General features: G+C 68.0%; 15 protein-coding genes and 1 riboswitch. Of the genes, 7 read left to right on the forward strand and 8 right to left on the reverse strand.

The annotated features are described in order from the left end of the window. The first annotated feature begins 16 nt into the window (after window positions 1-16). Window positions 17-1,348 (forward strand): argininosuccinate synthase, encoded by a 1,332-nt coding sequence (gene argG, locus BSY239_RS12930; RefSeq protein ID WP_069047216.1) that lies wholly within the window; start codon window positions 17-19, stop codon window positions 1,346-1,348. A gap of 34 nt (window positions 1,349-1,382) precedes the next feature. Here the strand turns inward: argG and BSY239_RS12935 are convergent, their stop codons facing one another. Continuing rightward, complete coding sequence (locus BSY239_RS12935; RefSeq protein ID WP_236944065.1) at window positions 1,383-2,267, reverse strand: alpha/beta hydrolase; 885 nt, start codon at window positions 2,265-2,267, stop codon at window positions 1,383-1,385. 95 nt (window positions 2,268-2,362) lie between these two features. Here BSY239_RS12935 and BSY239_RS12940 point away from each other — a divergent pair, with 95 nt between their 5' ends. The 3 genes from BSY239_RS12940 to BSY239_RS12950 are packed head-to-tail and all read left to right on the forward strand — an operon-like array spanning window position 2,363 to window position 4,861. Further along, window positions 2,363-3,112 carry a GntR family transcriptional regulator gene (locus tag BSY239_RS12940; RefSeq protein WP_069047218.1) on the forward strand — a complete coding sequence of 250 codons (750 nt, stop codon included), beginning with the start codon at window positions 2,363-2,365 and terminating at the stop codon, window positions 3,110-3,112. Between the two features lie 53 nt (window positions 3,113-3,165). Continuing rightward, window positions 3,166-4,065: an NAD(P)-dependent oxidoreductase gene (locus BSY239_RS12945; RefSeq protein ID WP_083239963.1), complete on the forward strand. Its 900-nt coding sequence runs from the start codon at window positions 3,166-3,168 to the stop codon at window positions 4,063-4,065. A 31-nt stretch (window positions 4,066-4,096) separates the two neighbouring features. Continuing rightward, a complete protein-coding gene (locus BSY239_RS12950; protein ID WP_069047219.1) occupies window positions 4,097-4,861 on the forward strand; it encodes an SDR family oxidoreductase in 765 nt (254 codons plus the stop codon). Here BSY239_RS12950 and BSY239_RS12955 read toward each other — a convergent pair. The 4 genes from BSY239_RS12955 to BSY239_RS12970 form a co-directional block, all read right to left on the reverse strand. Next, a complete protein-coding gene (locus BSY239_RS12955; RefSeq protein WP_069047220.1) occupies window positions 4,834-5,808 on the reverse strand; it encodes a lysylphosphatidylglycerol synthase domain-containing protein in 975 nt (324 codons plus the stop codon). The two genes, BSY239_RS12950 and BSY239_RS12955, sit on opposite strands and share 28 nt — an antisense overlap. After that, window positions 5,805-7,013 (reverse strand): cardiolipin synthase ClsB, encoded by a 1,209-nt coding sequence (gene clsB / locus BSY239_RS12960; RefSeq protein ID WP_083239964.1) that lies wholly within the window; start codon window positions 7,011-7,013, stop codon window positions 5,805-5,807. The genes BSY239_RS12955 and clsB overlap by 4 nt, the downstream gene beginning before the upstream one ends. Then, complete coding sequence (locus BSY239_RS12965) at window positions 7,010-7,738, reverse strand: endonuclease/exonuclease/phosphatase family protein (protein WP_069047222.1); 729 nt, start codon at window positions 7,736-7,738, stop codon at window positions 7,010-7,012. Before BSY239_RS12965 ends, clsB begins: the two co-directional genes overlap by 4 nt. Window positions 7,739-7,879: 141 nt before the next feature. After that, a complete protein-coding gene (locus BSY239_RS12970) occupies window positions 7,880-9,229 on the reverse strand; it encodes a tetratricopeptide repeat protein (protein WP_069047223.1) in 1,350 nt (449 codons plus the stop codon). 145 nt (window positions 9,230-9,374) lie between these two features. Here BSY239_RS12970 and BSY239_RS12975 point away from each other — a divergent pair, with 145 nt between their 5' ends. Next, window positions 9,375-10,361 (forward strand): AraC family transcriptional regulator, encoded by a 987-nt coding sequence (locus tag BSY239_RS12975; protein WP_069048977.1) that lies wholly within the window; start codon window positions 9,375-9,377, stop codon window positions 10,359-10,361. Between the two features lie 18 nt (window positions 10,362-10,379). Here the strand turns inward: BSY239_RS12975 and BSY239_RS12980 are convergent, their stop codons facing one another. The 3 genes from BSY239_RS12980 to BSY239_RS12990 all read right to left on the reverse strand — a co-directional run bounded on the left by BSY239_RS12980 (window position 10,380) and on the right by BSY239_RS12990 (window position 14,875). Then, window positions 10,380-12,497: a transporter substrate-binding domain-containing protein gene (locus tag BSY239_RS12980; protein WP_172823109.1), complete on the reverse strand. Its 2,118-nt coding sequence runs from the start codon at window positions 12,495-12,497 to the stop codon at window positions 10,380-10,382. Between the two features lie 147 nt (window positions 12,498-12,644). Further along, a complete protein-coding gene (locus tag BSY239_RS12985; protein ID WP_069047225.1) occupies window positions 12,645-13,889 on the reverse strand; it encodes a flavin-dependent oxidoreductase in 1,245 nt (414 codons plus the stop codon). 47 nt (window positions 13,890-13,936) lie between these two features. Then, entirely contained in the window at window positions 13,937-14,875 is a 939-nt protein-coding gene (locus BSY239_RS12990) for a tripartite tricarboxylate transporter substrate binding protein (protein ID WP_069047226.1), read from the reverse strand. A gap of 88 nt (window positions 14,876-14,963) precedes the next feature. Between BSY239_RS12990 and BSY239_RS12995 the strand changes: the two genes are divergently transcribed. Together BSY239_RS12995 and BSY239_RS13000 are read left to right on the forward strand one after the other, a co-directional pair. Next, on the forward strand, window positions 14,964-15,524 hold the full coding sequence (locus tag BSY239_RS12995; RefSeq protein WP_069047227.1) for a MarR family winged helix-turn-helix transcriptional regulator: 561 nt from the start codon (window positions 14,964-14,966) through the stop codon (window positions 15,522-15,524). Between the two features lie 138 nt (window positions 15,525-15,662). Next, window positions 15,663-15,763, forward strand: a riboswitch (guanidine-I (ykkC/yxkD leader). A 52-nt stretch (window positions 15,764-15,815) separates the two neighbouring features. Next, window positions 15,816-16,832 carry an ABC transporter substrate-binding protein gene (locus BSY239_RS13000; protein ID WP_156775475.1) on the forward strand — a complete coding sequence of 339 codons (1,017 nt, stop codon included), beginning with the start codon at window positions 15,816-15,818 and terminating at the stop codon, window positions 16,830-16,832. Window positions 16,833-16,842 lie beyond the last annotated feature (10 nt).

Consider the following 16,842-nt stretch of genomic DNA (forward strand, 5'->3'; position numbering starts at 1 on the left):
CCACTGAGCAACAGCCATGGCCACCATTCTTCAAAACCTCCCCGCGCAACAAAAAGTCGGCATCGCCTTCTCCGGCGGCCTCGACACCTCGGCAGCGCTGCTGTGGATGAAACAGAAGGGCGCGATTCCCTACGCCTACACCGCCAACCTCGGCCAGCCCGACGAGCCGGACTATGAGGAGATTCCGCGCAAGGCCATGCAGTACGGTGCCGAGAAGGCGCGCCTGATCGACTGCCGCACGCAACTCGCGCACGAAGGCATTGCCGCGCTGCAGTGCGGCGCCTTCCACATCAGCACCGCGGGCGTGACCTACTTCAACACCACGCCACTGGGCCGTGCCGTCACCGGCACCATGCTGGTGGCCGCCATGAAGGAAGACGACGTCAACATCTGGGGCGATGGCAGCACTTACAAGGGCAACGACATCGAGCGCTTCTACCGCTATGGCCTGCTGACCAACCCCAGCCTGAAGATCTACAAGCCGTGGTTGGACCAGCTGTTCATCGACGAGCTGGGTGGCCGCGCCGAGATGAGCGCCTTCATGACGGCCAACGGCTTCGGCTACAAGATGAGCGCCGAGAAGGCCTACAGCACCGACAGCAACATGCTCGGCGCCACGCACGAAGCAAAAGACCTCGAACATCTGAACAGCGGCATCTCGATCGTGAACCCCATCATGGGTGTGGCGTTCTGGAAAGACGAGGTCGTGGTCAAGCGCGAAACCGTGACGGTGCGCTTTGAAGAAGGCCAGCCCGTGGCGCTCAACGGCGAGACCTTCGCCAGCCCGGTGGACCTGATCCTGAAGGCCAACGAGATCGGTGGCCGCCACGGCCTGGGCATGAGCGACCAGATCGAGAACCGCATCATCGAGGCCAAGAGCCGTGGCATCTACGAAGCCCCCGGCCTGGCGCTTCTGTTCATTGCCTACGAGCGCCTGGTGACCGGCATCCACAACGAAGACACGATCGAGCAGTACCGCGTCAACGGTCTGAAGCTCGGCCGTCTGCTCTACCAGGGCCGCTGGTTCGATCCGCAAGCCATCATGCTGCGCGAGACGGCGCAGCGCTGGGTGGCGCGCGCCATCACGGGTGAAGTCACCATCGAACTGCGTCGCGGCAACGACTACTCGATCATGAACACCGAGAGCGCCAACCTCACGTACGCACCCGAACGCCTGAGCATGGAAAAAGTGGAAGACGCGCCGTTCACGCCGCTGGACCGCATCGGCCAACTGACCATGCGCAACCTCGACATCACCGACACACGCGCCAAGCTGGGCATCTACGCCAAGGCCGGGTTGCTGTCCTTGGGCGACGGGGCCAGCATGTTGAAGCTGGAAGGCGAGTAAAGATCGAGGACCGGAACGCTCGGAGCGAAACGCGTCAGACCCCGAGCAGCCCCCGCGCCAACCCATTCAACCGGTGCCCGGGCTGCGCCAAGGCGTCAACAACGCTGAAGTGGTTGAGTCCCGGCAAGGCCTCGCACACGGGCACCACCTCCGGCCCCCAGGCCTGCTGGATGAGGCGGTTGTGGCGCAGGAACTCGCTGCTCTCGTCACCACCCGCCACCGCCACCAATTGACCACGGCCGTCACGCACGGGCGGCGCCGGCAGCAGCGCCGGGCTGGCCTTCTGCACCTGGGCCGGCGTCAAATTCAAGGACGGCTGCACAAACGGCGTGAGCCGCACCGGCTCCAGGTCGTACAGGCCGGAGATCGACAGTGCGTTCTTCACCAGAGCGTCGGGCAGGTCGTCCCCCACCCGCGCCCACTCGCAGGCCAGCATCATGGTGGCCAGGTGTCCACCGGCCGAATGGCCCACCACCGTCATGCGGTGCGGGTCGCCGCCGTGCGCGGCGATGTGGCGATGCGTCCAGGCCAGGGCATTCACCATCTGCAGGACGATGTCCGGGATGGTGACCGCCGGACACAGCGCGTAGTTGGGCACCACCACGCAGGCACCGTGTTTCGTGAACGCCGGGGCGATAAACGAGTGGTCGGATTTGTCCAGGCTGCGCCAATACCCACCGTGGATGAACACCATCACCGGCGCCAGCGGCGTGCCGGGTTTGCGCGTTGCGGGAAAGATGTCCAGCGTCTCGCCGGGACCGTGTCCGTAGCTCACGTCCAGCAGCGGGCGGCTGGTTTGGCGTGCCTGCGCAGAGGTCGTTGCCCAACGCTCGAAGTGCGCGGCGTGTTCGGGCACCAGGGCCCGGTTGTTGTACTCACGGTCCAGCCAGGCGGGGTCGGTCGAAGGTGTTTTTTCCATGGTCGCGCATTGTGTCATGGGGGTTGTTTTCAGCGTGGTTGTGACGGCTTTGCAGAAGTTGTGTATTCTGTATACAGACTTTGCTTCAAGCCACCATGCCCGCCCATTTGATCAAGCTGGAATCCGCGCCCGACCTGGTCGAGCAGGTGTACCGCGCGCTGCTCGACGCAATCAGCGCCGGCACGCTCAAACCGGGCCAGCGCATCACGCAGGAAGAGCTGGCCGAACAACTCGCGGTGTCGCGTCAACCCGTCATGCAGGCGCTGCGCCTGCTCAAGAAAGACGGCTTCGTGCAGGACGCGCCGGTCTGCAACGGCCCCGCCGGGCGCTGCCGCGGACTGCAGGTCACGCCCATCGACGCGCAGTGGATCGAGCAGGTGTACGAGGTGCGCGGCGCGCTCGACGCGCTGGCCGTCCGGCTGGCCGCCCAGCGCCGCACGCCCCTGGACCCGGCTTTGCTGGCCATGGGCCGGGCCGCTGTGAAGCGCGGCGACATCAAGGCCATGATCGACGCCGATCTGGCGTTTCACACCGCGCTGTACCGCGCTGCGCAAAACCCGCTGATCGAACAAAGCGCCCTGCTGCACTGGCACCACATCCGCCGCGCCATGGGCGAAGCCCTGCAGTCGGCGATGTTGCGCGAGCCGGTGTGGGACGAACACGAAGCCATTGCCCGCGCCGTGGAGCGCGGCGACGTGAAACTGGCCGAGCGCCTGATGCAAGAGCACAGCGGCCACGCCAGCACCCAGTTCAACGCCCGCGCACCAGCCGGGTCCGCAGCCACGACCCGCAAACGGCGGCCCACCCCCGACAACTCCGTGGTTCTCGACAGCCAGGCTGGCTGAGCCACTTCAGCGGTTCCCGGCCTGCCCGGGAACCGCCTTTTTTTGCCCCACACGTGAACACCTCAACACCTCCCACCCCCGCCCTCCAAGTCGCCGTGCTCGGCATCGGCATGATGGGTTTTCCCATGGCCCGCCGCCTGTGCGAAGCCGGCTGTACCGTCAGCGTCTGGAACCGCTCGCGCAGCAAGGCCGAGCGCCTGCAGGACATGGGTGCGCGCGTCGCCGACACGCCCGCCGATGCCGTGGCCAACGCCGATTTCGTGATCACGCTGCTGGACAACGGCGACGTGGTGGAAGACGTGTTGTTCCGCCAGGGCACGCTCAGGGGGCTTCGCCCGGGCAGTGTGGTGGTGGACATGTCGTCCATTCAGCCGCGGCAGGCGCGCGACCACGCCGCCCGCCTGGCGGCCGCCGGTGTGCACCACCTGGACGCGCCGGTGTCGGGCGGCACGGTGGGCGCCGAGGCCGGCACGCTGGCCATCATGGTGGGCGGCAAGCCGGCCGAATTCGAGCGTGTGCGCCCGGTGTTCGAGCTGCTGGGCCGCCCGGTGCACGTGGGCTCGCATGGCGCGGGCCAGCTGGCCAAACTCGCCAACCAGATGATCGTGGGCATCACCATCGGAGCCGTGGCCGAAGCCCTGCTGCTGTGCGAGAAGGGCGGCGCCGACATGGCCAAGGTCAAGCAGGCCATCACCGGTGGCTTTGCCGACAGCCGCATCCTGCAGGTGCACGGCCAGCGCATGATCGAGCGCGACTTCACCAAACGCGGCGCGGTGGCGGTGCAGCTCAAGGACATGCGCAACGCGCTGGCCACCGCGAGCGAGATCGGCTTCGAGGCGCCCATCACCGCGCTGTTCGAACAGCTCTACGCCCAGTCGGTCGACCACGGCCTGGCCGATCTCGACCACTCGGCCCTGTTCGTCGAGCTGGCCAGCCGCAACGGCATGGCCTGAATTTCTGGCACCCCAGCACACAAGGCAACCCATGGCATCGAACACTTCCCAACGCATCGCCCTGGTCACCGGCGCGGGCAGCGGCATCGGCCGCGCCGTGGCCCTGGGCCTGCTGCAGGACGGATTTCATGTGGTGCTCAGCGGGCGCCGGCCCGAGCCGCTGGCCGAGGTGGCCGCCATCGCCGAGGCCGCCGGCCAGCACGCGCTGGTGCTTCCCGCCGATGTGCGCGACGAACACAGCGTGCAGGCCCTGTTTGACACGATTGAACAGCGCCACGGTCGCCTGGACGTGCTGTTCAACAACGCCGGCGTCAACGCCCCGGCCGTGCCCATGGACGAGTTGCCGGTGGAGCGCTGGAGGGACGTGATCGACACCAACATCACGGGTGTGTTTCTCTGCGCGCGCGCCGCCTTCGGCCTGATGCGCCGCCAGACCCCTCAGGGCGGACGCATCATCAACAACGGTTCGATCTCGGCGCACGCGCCCCGCCCGTTCAGCAGCCCCTACACCGCCAGCAAACACGCGGTGCTGGGCCTGACCAAGACCATTGCCCTGGATGGACGCGACTACAACATCGTGTGCAGCCAGATCGACATCGGCAACGCCCTGACCGAACTCTCCGCGCGCATGACCCAGGGGGTGCGCCAGGCCAACGGCACGCTGGCCACCGAACCCATGATGGACGTGCAGCACGTGGCACAGGCGGTGCGTTACATGGCCAGCCTGCCGCTGTCCACCAACGTGCTCAACATGACCGTGATGGCCAGTCAGATGCCGTTCGTGGGCCGGGGCTGAGCCTTGTTGCTGGCAACGCGCGGCGCAGCACCCGCCTCGCTCCAGGCGTACGCCGGCAGCGCCAGCGCCAGCGGCAACAGGTAGTAGGCGGCACGGTAGGCCAGCACCGTGGCCAGCACCTCGGTGGCCGGCAAGGCGTGGGCCAGCGTGGCCACAAACACCGCCTCCAGCACACCCAGACCGGCCGGCACGTGGGTGAGCACACCGGCCACCGCGGCGAGCAACAGCGCGCCGAGCACGGTGGGGTAGTCCACGCGCCCGCCGAACAGGCTCCACACAATGGCGCCGATCAGCATCCAGCTCGCGCCACCGAGCAACGCCTGCAGCCCGGCCAGCCGCGCGCCGGGCAAGGCCAGTGTGTGCCCACGCCAGCCCAGCTCACGCTGGCGCGACCACGTGCACAGGGCGAGGTAGCCCAGCGCCAGCGCGACCATCAAGCCGCCGATGGCTCGCAGCCACAGCGCGCTGAGCGCCCACGATTCGGGCAGGCGCGGCGGCGCGATCAACAACACCGCGCCCGCCACCCACAAGTAGCCCAGCCAGTTGGTCACCATGCTGTGCGTGATCACCTGCGCCACCGTCGGGGCCGACAGACCCCCGCGCATGTACAGCCGCAGCCGCAGGCCGAAGCCACCCACCAGCGCGCCGAAGTTGAGGTTGAACGCGTAGCAGATGCCGGCGATGCCGAGCGTGCGCGGGGCAGACAACGTGTGGGCGGTGAGGCGGCGGCCGACCAGGTCGAAGCTGGCGACCAGGGCGTAACTCAGCAAGGCCAGGCCCGCCGCCGTGAGCACCTGCACGAGCGAGAGCGTTTGCAGTGCCCGCCACACCTCGGGCCACTCCACCGTGCGCGCCTGGCGGGCCACCAGGGTCAGCACCAGAGCGGCGAGTGCCCATGGCGCGATGCGCTTGAACCACGCCCAGGCTTGTTGGGTGGCGGGTTTCATGGGCCCTCGCTGCCCATGGGCACCACCTTCGGCTGCCGCACCGAGGCCCGGGAGGCCCAGACCGGGAAGCGCCGCAAGGCATGGAACACCACCATGCTGCGCACGGCGATCCAGGCCGACCGCAGCCGCCCCGTGGCCGGTCGCTCCACCCGTTCACAACTCTCTTCCAGCAGGTGGTCGATGCGCTCGCGCAGGTGCCGGGCAAAAGCCGGGTCGCGCACCACCACGTTGGCTTCGAGATTCAGACTGAGGCTGGTCGGATCGAGGTTGCTCGACCCCACGGTGGCCCAGTTGTCGTCCACCACCGCCACCTTGCCGTGCAGCGGGCGATCGTTGTACTCGAACAAGTTGACACCCGCGCGCAGCAGGTGCCGGTAGAGCAGTTCGGTGGCGCGCTTCACCCAGGGCTGGTCCGGGTGGCCCTGCACGATCAGATCGACCTGCACGCCGCGCCGGGCCGCGCGGCGCAGATCGCGCAGCAGGCGGTAGCCGGGAAAGAAGTAGGCGTTGGCGATCAGCACACGCTGGCGCGCGTTGCGCACCGCGGCGCGGTAGTGGCGCTCGATGTCGGTGCGGTGCAGGTGGTTGTCGCGCGTGACGAATGCGGCCACCGCGCCGCCGTCTTGCGTGTCGGTCACGCCGCCGCGTGCCAGGCCCGCGCGCCAGCGCTGGAGCCACTGGCTGCGCGCGGGCTGTGGCGCCAGCACATTGGCGCGGCAAAACGCCTGGATCTGACCCACCAGCGGGCCTTCAAGTTCGACCGCGTAGTCCTGCTTGGCCAAGGGCCCGAACTCCCTGAGGTGATCGATCGAATAATTGATACCGCCCACAAAAGCGCGCTGGCCGTCCACCACCACCAGCTTGTGGTGCATGCGGCGCAGCAGGTTGACGCGCGCGCCGAACAACCAGCGCGCCGGCTCGAAGCTGCGCAGGCGCACGCCGGCGTCCATCAGGGGCTGGGTGAACGACGCCGGCAGGTCGGGCGAACCCCAACCGTCAACCAGCACATGCACCTCGGCGCCGCGCGCGGCAGCCGCCAGCAGGGCCTGCTGCAGTTGCTGCCCCACCTTGTCGTCGAACAGGATGAAGGTCTCCAGCAACACCTCGCGCTCGGCCGCAGCGATCACCTCGAACACGCGCGGGTAGTAAGCCTCGCCGTTCTCCAACAGCGTGATGCGGTTGCCCGGTACCCAGCGCGAACTCATGGGTTTCTCCCCACCTCGATCTCGGCCGCCACCGGCGCGTGGTCGGACAGCTGCGCCCATGGCCGCCGGGGCATGGGCACCGGCAACGCAGACACCATGCCGCGCACGTAGATGCGGTCCAGCCGCAACAGCGGCCAGCGCGCGGGGAAGCTGCGTGCGTGGTGCCCGTGGGCCTGCATGAACACCTCGCGCAGCCCGGCGGTTGCAAGCTGCTCGTCGGCTCGTCCGCGCCAGTCGTTGAAGTCTCCCGCCACCACCAGCGGCGCATCCGCCGGGACTTCGTGCTGCACGGTCTCGCACACACGCGCGAGCTGGTGCCGGCGGTGCGACTCGCGCAGCCCCAGGTGCACACACATCACGTGCAACGTGGGCAAACCTTCGGGCAAGGCCAGTTCGCAGTGCAGCAGACCCCGCGGCTCCACAGCCGGCAACGAGATGTCGTGGTTGTGGCTGCGCAACACCGGGAAGCGGGACAGCACGGCGTTGCCGTGGTCCATGCCCTCGGCCACCGCGTTGCGGCCATAGGCGTGATCGGGCCAGATCTCGTCGGCCAGGTACTCGTACTGCGCACCGAGCGCCGCCGCGCGGCGCGCGCCGGAGCCGCCGTCCACCTCTTGCAGGAACACCACATCGCTCTGCACGGCGCGCACCGCCTCGCGCAGCCCGTGCAGCACGAAACGGCTGTTGAGCACGTCAAAGCCCTTGTGGATGTTGACCGTCAACATGCGCAGGCATCCAGGGTGGTGTGGTGCGCTCAAACGTCGACGCGGCGCGCAAGCGCAAAGAACAATGGATACATCCCGCCATCCTGCACGGATCGGCGGCCGTTGTCTGTTGTCTGGACCACGGAGCGGGGCAACGGCCCTTCAGGCGGTGGCCATCGCACCCGCAGCACTGGCCAGCCCGCGGGCCGCGGCACGCCGCAGGAAGCCGCGGTTGACCGGGCTGTGCGGGCGCAGGGCCAGGCGCTCGTGCGCCAGGGCCTCGGCCAGGTCGAAGCGGCGTGCGCGCAGCGCGGCTTCGGTCAGGGTCCAGTCGATCACGTCGCGCTGCGCGTGGCTGCCACCGAAACTGTTGGCGATCGCACGGGCCCGGTGCAGGTGTTGGACGGCCACCTCATGGTCACCCCGCCAGAAGGCTGCAAAACCCGCCACCAGATCGGCTCCGGTGTCGACCGCCCAGCGGGAGGCTTCGCGGTCGCGCGGGGCGGCGCGCAGCGACTCCAGCAAACGGTTGACGTCGGCTTCGCGGCCCGCACCCAGCCAGGCCATGACCGCGTGCCAGTCGTTGAACGGGTAGAGCGCACCGTCGGCGTGTGCGTCCCAGGCGATGGCCAGCTCGTCCCAGCGATCGCCCACCTCCACGCCGCTCATGGACAGGCGCCAGAGCAGGGCCGAAGCGTCGATCATGTCCACCGCCACCGCGCTGCGCCCGCTGCGGATGGGGCCATCAAACAGCGCCAGCGCCTGATCGGCCTGCCCGAGTTCCAGATGACACAGCGCGCGGTGCCACCAGTTGTGGACCTGGAAAAAGTTGTCGTCGCCCGACCAGAAAGGTTCGCGCGCGATCATCCAGCCGATGCCGTCCTGGTGGCGCGCCTGCATCTCCATCACGTGGGCCACCGCGTGGTGGGCCCAGCAATCCAGCGGCTGCGCATCGAGCGCGCTGCGCCCTGTGTCTTCGGCCTGCGCGTACTGGCCGGCCTCCTCCAGACCAAAGGCGTACATGCCCAGCACGATGGAGTGGCCCGGCATGTCGGCGCTCCAGTGCGGCAGCGTGCGCGCGATGCGGTCGCGCAGGCTGCGGGCGCTGGCGCGAAAGAAATCGCACAGGTGGCCCACCTGCAGCGCCACGATGTCGAACGGGTGGCGCGTGTGGTGGTGGTCCAGCGCGAGGGCCGCCGCCGACCACTCCCCGCGCAGGATCAGCTCGATGGCCGCGCGGTGCGATCGCTCGCGATCGTTCATGGGCAGGTCGGCCACCGCCTGCAGCAGCTCGCGCGCTGCGCTGGCGGCGGCGGGCTCGGTGGCCACCGCCAGCAGGTGGGCCTTGAGCAGGTGGGCCATGGCGAAGCCGGGCGCGGCGGCGGTGGCGCGTTCCAGCGCGGCCATGGGGTCGCCGCGGTAAAGGTTGAAGGCGGTGACGGCCTGCTCGTAGTGGGCGGCGGCCTCGGTGGTGGCGCCAGTGAGGGTGTGACCCTGTGCGTCGGTGATCATGGAAAAGTGCTCCTGGTTTGCGTGGCCGGCGCTCGATGAAGGGACAAAGGGCGTTGCCTCGATGGCGCCGGTGGGATTAATCTACGTTTCGAAGGCCGCGCGCACCATGCCCGCGGCGCCGGCTTTTGTTGCCGAAACGCCAGCCATGACCACACCCTCCCCCATCGATGCATTGAGCGATGTGCTGCAAGCGCTGCGGCTGCGCGGCGGGGTTTTCGTCGAGGCCGAGATCGGCGCACCCTGGAGCGTGTTCTCCCAGGTCGGGCCGGACGACTGCGTGGAGTTCAAGCCGGCGCCACGCGAGGTGATCGCCTACCACTTCGTGTGCGAGGGCGAGATGAGTCTGCAGGTGCAGGGCGATGCAAGCGCGGTCTGCGTGCGCGCGGGCGAGCTGGTGATCCTGCCGCGCAACGACCGCCACCTGCTGGGCAGCAATCTCGACGTGCCGCCCATGGACGTGGAGCAGCTCGAACACCAGCCCGGTGACAGCGGCCTGCTGCGCCTGCGGCACAAAGGTCAGGGGCAGGTCACGCGTTTTTTCTGCGGCTACCTCGGTCACGACAACGTCAACGACCCACTCATCAATGCCCTGCCCCGGGTGCTGCACCTGAGCCTGCGCGACCCGGCCACCGCGCAGTGGGTCGAGAGCTCACTGCGCTTCGCCTCACAACCCGCCGGCACCGCGCTGGGTGCGTCTCCCAACCTGCTGGGCCGGCTGGCCGAGCTGCTGTTCGCCGAGGCCGTGCGCCACTACCTGGCCCAACAACCCGCCGGCAGCACCGGCTGGCTGGCGGGGCTGGGCGACGCCAAGGTGGGCCGCGCGCTGGCCTTGCTGCACAGCGACCGCCAGCGCGCCTGGACCACCGAAGACCTGGCGCGTGAGGTGGGCCTGTCCCGCTCGGCATTTGCCGACCGTTTCAGCGACCTCATGGGCGAGCCCCCCATGCGCTACATGGCGCGCCAACGCATGCGGTACGCGGCGCAGCGGCTGGCCGAGAGCAACGAGTCGATCGCTCGCATTGCCGAAGCGGCGGGCTACGGGTCGGAACCGGCCTTTCACCGCGCGTTCAAGCGCGCGCATCAGATGGCCCCGGCGGCCTGGCGCAAGCAGCACGCGGCCACGGCGCCTTGAACCCGTGGGCGGCGAAGCTCAGCCCGACGGATCGAGCGTGAATTCGGCCACCGTGCCCACGCCCACCTGGCTGCGCACACGGACCTCGCCGCCGTGGTGCTGCACGATGCGCTGCACCATGCTCAGGCCGATGCCGCTGCCCTCGAACTGCGAGGCCGCGTGCATGCGGCGAAACGGCTGGAACAGCGCGCGTGCGTGGGCCATGTCGAAGCCCGCGCCGTTGTCCGTGACGCGGTACCAGGTGCGCCGGCCCGCCTGAAAGCTGTCGACCCGGATGCGCGCCAGCGCCAGGCGCTCGGTGTACTTCCAGGCGTTGTGCAGCAGGTTCTGCCAGACCTGCGCGACCAGATCGGCGTCACCCATGGCAGCCGGCAAGGGATCGAACTGGATCTCGATGTTGCGATCGGTGCCACCGCTGCGCACCAGGGCCCAGGTGTCTTCCGCCAGGGCCTGCATGTCGATGCTGCGCCGCTGCAGGGCGTGCTGGTCGATCTGCGCCAGGTTGCACAAGGCCTCGATCATCGCGTTCATGCGCCGCGTGGCCTTGTCCACCTGTTCGCTGTACTCCAGCGCCTCGTCGGTATGGCCCAGCTTCAGGCGCTCGCGCATCAGCCCCATGAAACCCTGGATGGCCAGCAGCGGCGCGCGCAGGTCGTGCGCCACCGCGCGGGTGAATTCGCGCAGGCGGGCATCACCGGGTTCACCGGCTTCGCTTGGCGGCACCGTGTCGGGGGCATCGCGCTGAGCCTGCTCGATCTCCTCGTGCAGGGTCAGGTAGCCCTGGCGAAACACCGGGTCCTGCGCCAGGCGCTCGGTCACGTCGCGCACGATGCACAGCACCACCGTGAGCTCACCCACCCGCAGCTTGTCGGCGCTGACCAGGCAGGCACGCTGCTGGCCGTCGGCACGGGTCACGTTCACCGGCAGCGCGTCCAGCAAGCCGTCCAAGTCGATGGCGCGCGCCAGGCGTTTGAGCGTGTCCAGGCCGATGTGGTGCGCCAGCGAACGCAGCGGCTGACCCACCACCTGGGACTCCACCAATCCGAGCAAGGCGGCCACCGCCGGGTTGGCGTCCTGCACCAGGCCGCTGTGGTGGTCGACCACCAGCATGGGCTCGGGGTTGCGCTGGAAGGTGCGCTCCAGCAATTCCTCGGACCGGCGCAGGGAACGCTCGGCGTCTTCACGTCGTGCGCGCTCCTGGGCCACCGTGCGCCCGCGCTGGCGCAAGGCGAAACCGGCCAGCAACAGCAGCAGCGAGCCGCCCACCGCAATCCGCCAGGTCCATTGGCGCTGCTGTTGCAGGTCGCGCTCCATCGCCTGCTGTTCGGCGCTGGCGGGTTCGTCGTTGAGCCAGCGCTCGCGCAGTGCGGGCAAGGTGCCATTGGCCTCCAGGCGGTTGAGAGCCCCTTGCAGGCGATCGCGCAGCGCTTCGTTGTCGCGCACCACCGCCAGCGAGTAGGTCTGCAAGCGCAAATCGCTCAGCGAACGCACCAGACCGGACACCTGCCCCGATGCAATCAAGGGGTCGGCGTAGGCGCGGGGCAACAAGGCCATGTCGGCAAAGCCGAGTTGCACCGACTGCAGCGCAGCCAGCGCGTCGGGCGTGCGCACATAGGGCCCGCTGATGCCCGAGAGCCACTTGCTCAGGCTCTCGCGCATGGGTTCGTGGTCCAGCACGGCGATGCGGGCGCCTTGCAGATCCTGCAGCGCGCGCGGCGCGGGTTGGCCGGGCGGCAGGTACACCGCAAACGCGGGCGCGGCGTGGCCCTTGAGAAAGTGCGCATAGGCGCGCCGCTCGGTGGTCTCCACCATCGCAATCACGTCCACCCGCCCGGCCTTGAAGGCCTCCACCGTGGCCGGCCATTTTTGCAGGTTGATCGACACCGGCACACCGAGCTCGCGCCCCACGGCCTGCATCAACTCGACCTGAAATCCCTCGGGCTGACCGTTGGCATCGAGCGACTCGAAGGGTGCGAACCCGATGTCGCCGCCGTAGCGCAGCGGGGTTTGCGCCTGCACCCCTGTGCAGATCACGCCCCAGGCCATGGCCAGCGCGAACAACCAGCGCCCGGCAGGGCTGCCGAGCCAAGGGTCCTCTCCTGTCCGGATTCGGGTCTGTCGTGTGGATCGCAGCATGCTGGGGTGCACAGGGTGGGTGCCCCGTCCCCATCGGACGACACCTTTGCTTACAGTGCCACAAAACAGCACCCAACAGGTGTCAGCGGCGCGGCAAGGCATCCCATTTGTCGGATACCACCCACACCACCGCACCCGGGCGCGCCATCAGGCCTTCAACGCAAAGCCCGCGATCTGCTTGTAGTTGTCCGAAATGGCACGCAGTTCGTCCTGGCTGATCAGCTCGTCGATGTTGTTGAACGGCTTGCCACCGCTGAGTTCGTCGGCCTTCATGATGATGAAGTCCGGTGGCAGGGTGCGGTTGGTTTCCACCACGCGCGCCGTGGCCGGCAGGCGGGTATCCTGGTAGCGCTGCAAGGCGGCTCGCAAGTCACCCCCGGCGTCGAGCTCGCTGGCCAACTCGTCGGCCAGCGTGCGGGCGTCGATCAGGGCCTGTGCCGAGCCGTTGGAGCCGCGCGGGTACATGGGGTGGGCGGCGTCACCCATGAGCGTGACACGGTCGAAGCTCCAGCGCGGCAGCGCGTCCTTGTCGACCATGGGGTACTCGAAAAGGTTGTTCGCGGAAGTGATGAGCGCGGGCACGTCCAGCCAGTCGAAGCGCCAGTCGGCAAAGGTGGGCAGAAAGTCCTCCACGCGGCCCGGCCGGTTCCAGTCGTTCATGGGCGCCTGGTCGTCGCGGATCTCGGCCACCCAGTTGATGAGCTGGTTGCCCTGACCATCCACGTTGTCCGCGATGGGGTAGATCACCATCTTGCCGGTGTCGATGGAGCCGATGCGCATGTAGGTCTTGCCGCCCAGAATGGGTTTGTGCACCGAGGTGCCGCGCCAGGTGTTGATGCCGCCGTAGCAGACCTGGTCGTTCGGATGGAAGTGTTTTCGAATCGCCGAGTTCACCCCGTCGCAGGCCACGACCCACGGCGCGCGCACCGGTGGCACCGGACCCTGCGCGTTGTCGGCAAAGGAGAGCGTGACACCACGGTCGTCCTGCGCCAGCCCGGTGCAGCGAAAGCCGGTGTGCACGTGCTGCGCTCCCAGGCGCTGCAGTGCCGCCTCGAACAGGATGCGGTGCAGCTTGCCGCGGTGGATGCCGATCTCCGGCAAGGCATAGCCGGCATGGCGGCCGCGCGCCTCACCGTAGACACGCTGGCCAAACCGGTTGAAGAACACACTCTCGCGGTTTTCGATCCCCACCGCTTCCAGCTGCGGCAGCAGGCCCAGCGCCGTGAGCTCCTGCACGGCGTGCGGCAGCAGTGTGATGCCCACACCCAGCTCCTTGACATCGGCCACGGCCTCAAACACATCGCAGGCGATGCCGCGCTGGTGCAGCCCCAGCGCAAACGCCAGGCCGGCGATGCCGCCACCCACCACCGCGATTGCGGGTTGCTCGCTCATGTTCACTCCGCTTTGATGTTTTGCGCCTTGATGAGAGCAGCCCAGCGCTAGGCATCCTTCTGCACCAGCTGACCGAACGCCTCGGGCGTGCCGGTGCTCGGGTCCATGCCCTGCCCCGAGAACGCCTTTTTCACCTCGTCGCTGCCCAGGATGTCGTTGATCTCGCGGTTGAGGGTGGCCACCATGGCCGGGGCCATGCCCTTGGGCGCAAACACGCCGTACCACATGTCCACGTTCACATCGCCGGTGCGCGACTCGGTGAGCGTGGGCACATCCGGCAACAAAGGGTGGCGTTTGTCGCTGCCGATGGCCAGCGCCACCAGGCGCCCGCTGCGCACCTGCGGCAACGCGACGTGGATCGGCAGGAACATCGCATCCACCTGCCCGCCGATCATGTCGGTGAGGGCCGGGCCGGTGCCGCGGTAGGGGATGTGGGTGATGAAGCTCTTGCTGGTGTTCTTGAACAGCTCCATGGACAGGTGGTGCGGCGTGCCCACGCCCGGCGAGGCGTAGTTGAGTTTGCCGGGGGCCTTGCGCGCGGCCTCCACCAGATCGGCGGCGGTCTTGAAGCCACTCCGGGGGTGGGTCACCAGCATCAGCTGGCCCCAGCTGGTCAGGCTCACCGGGGTGAGGTCGCGCAGCGGGTCGAAGGTGGCGGCGGGGTACAGGCTGCGGTTCATCACCAGGGTGTTCACACTCACCAGCAGGGTGTTGCCGTCGGGCGCGGCGCGCACCACGGCTTCGGTGCCGATGTTGCCGGAGGCGCCCGCGCGGTTGTCCACCACCACCGGACGTTTCAGCCGCTCGGAGAGCTTGGGGCCGATGGTGCGCGCGATCAGGTCGATGCCGGTGCCGGGCGTGAACGGCACGATCAGGCGCAGCGGCGCATCGGTCGTCTGGGCCTGGGCCCAACCGGTGCCGGCGAGCACCGCCAGGGCGAGCAGGCTGCGCCAGACGCGGCTGGTGAGGGTGTGCGAGCGTGTCATCCAATGTCTCCTATCGTTAGCATGCGAACCCTTATGAAAGTCCCCCCGGTGGGCCGCATTCGTAGAATCCCGAGTTTCCGAGCCACTTATGACCCTGAAAGACCTTTACCAGCGCCCGGGCTTCCTGCTGCGCCGCACCCACCAGATTTCGGCGGCGGTGTTCGAGAACGCCTGCGCCAGTGTGGGTCTGACGCCGGCACAGTACGGCGTGCTCACCGTGCTGTCCAGCGAACCCGGCCTGGACCAGACCCGGCTCGCTCGCGCGCTGGCCTTCGACAAGGTCACGGTCATGCGGGTGTGCAAGGGGCTCGAAGAACGCGGGCTGATCGAGCGGCGCATCGCCGAGCACAGCCGCCGCCAGATGGCCGTGGTGCTCACCCCCGCCGGCAAGAAGCTGCTGCAGCAAGCGCGCGGCCCGGCCGAACAGGCCTACCAGCGCCTGCTCTCGCCCTTGACGCTCACGCAGCGCCAGCAGCTGATCGAGATCCTGGAAACGCTCACCCAGGGACTGGCCGACGAGGCCCGCGCACCCTTCGTGCCCTTGCTGCCGCCAGCAACCACCGAGCCAGCGGCGGAACCCACCGCAGCACCCAAGGCCCGTGCCAGGCGCACCAACACGGGGCAAGTCAAAGCGACGCGGCCCCGCTGAACAGGCGCACAGCTTCTGCTTTTGGTGCAAGACGGCGCTTCGGAGAGGGTGCACGGCGGCTGGAAGCCTGGCACGCTTTCTGCTGAACACCACCTCGCAAGAAGAGCGATCCGGGATCTGCCCGACCATCCGCTCAGCACTCAGGTGCACTAGGGTTCCGACCGCGTTCGCGTGGTGTCTGGTCCGAGAGTGTGCCGGCCTCATCGCAGGCTCCACGGAGGGACAAAAGCCCGGGAGAACGATCAGTTGATCGCTTCTTCCTGCGCGTCCTTTCAACCCATGGAGCCCCTGATGAAAACCTCTGCCCCCACCCTGTCCAGCCGGCGCAACCACTTCTTCAAGCCGGCCCTGGGCCTGGCGCTGTCGCTCGCCGCTTTCTCCTCGTTCGCGCAGGCGCCCGCCCAGATGAAGATCGCCACCGTGGTGTGGATCGGCTACGGCCCGTTCTACGTGGCCGAGGCACTGGACCTCTACAAAAAGTACAACCTCAAGGTCTCGCTGCAGGTCTTCAACGACCCGGCACTGATCCCCGCGGCCATCGCCTCGGGCGCGGTCGACGGCGGCATGTTGACCTACGACCAGGTGGTGGGCCAGGTGGCCGCGGGCCGCAACATGAAGGTGGTCATGCCCATCGACTACTCCAACGGTGGCGACGCCATCGTGGCCGACGGCAGCATCACCAAGGTGGCCGATTTCAAAGGCAAGAAGATCGGCTACAACCCGCTCTCGCCGAGCGACTTCCTGCTGTCGTACGCGCTCAAGACGGTGAACCTGACCGAGAAGGACATCACCCCGGTGAGCATGACGCCCGAAGCCGTGCCGGCCGCCATGGCCTCCGGCCAGTTGCCGATCGGCGTGACCTACGAGCCCAGCCTGTCGCAGATCCTGGGCCAGGGCGGCGGCAAGAAGTTCAAGGTGGTGTTCTCCTCGAAGAACGCGCCCGGCCTGATCGCCGACGTGCTGGTGTTCGACGACAAGGTCATCAAGGCCAAGCCGGCGCAGATCACCGGCGTGATGCAGGCGTATCTGGACGGTCTGGCCTACATGAAAGCCAAGCCGGCCGAAGCGCACAAGATCATCGGCAAGTTCATGGGCGTGTCGGCCGCCGAGGTGAAAGAGCAACTCACCGGCGTCTACAACATCCCCGTGGCCGAAATGCCCAAGGCCTTCATGAAGGCCAAGGAAACCACCTCGTACTACGCCAGCGGCGAAATCATCGGCGAGCTGCTCAAGGCCAAAGGCCAGATCACCACCATCCCGGCGATCGAAGCCACCTTCGACGCCAGCCTGGTCAAGGGCCTGAAGTAATCCCATGGTT

It is taken from the genome of Hydrogenophaga sp. RAC07 (assembly GCF_001713375.1).
Classification (GTDB): domain Bacteria; phylum Pseudomonadota; class Gammaproteobacteria; order Burkholderiales; family Burkholderiaceae_C; genus Hydrogenophaga.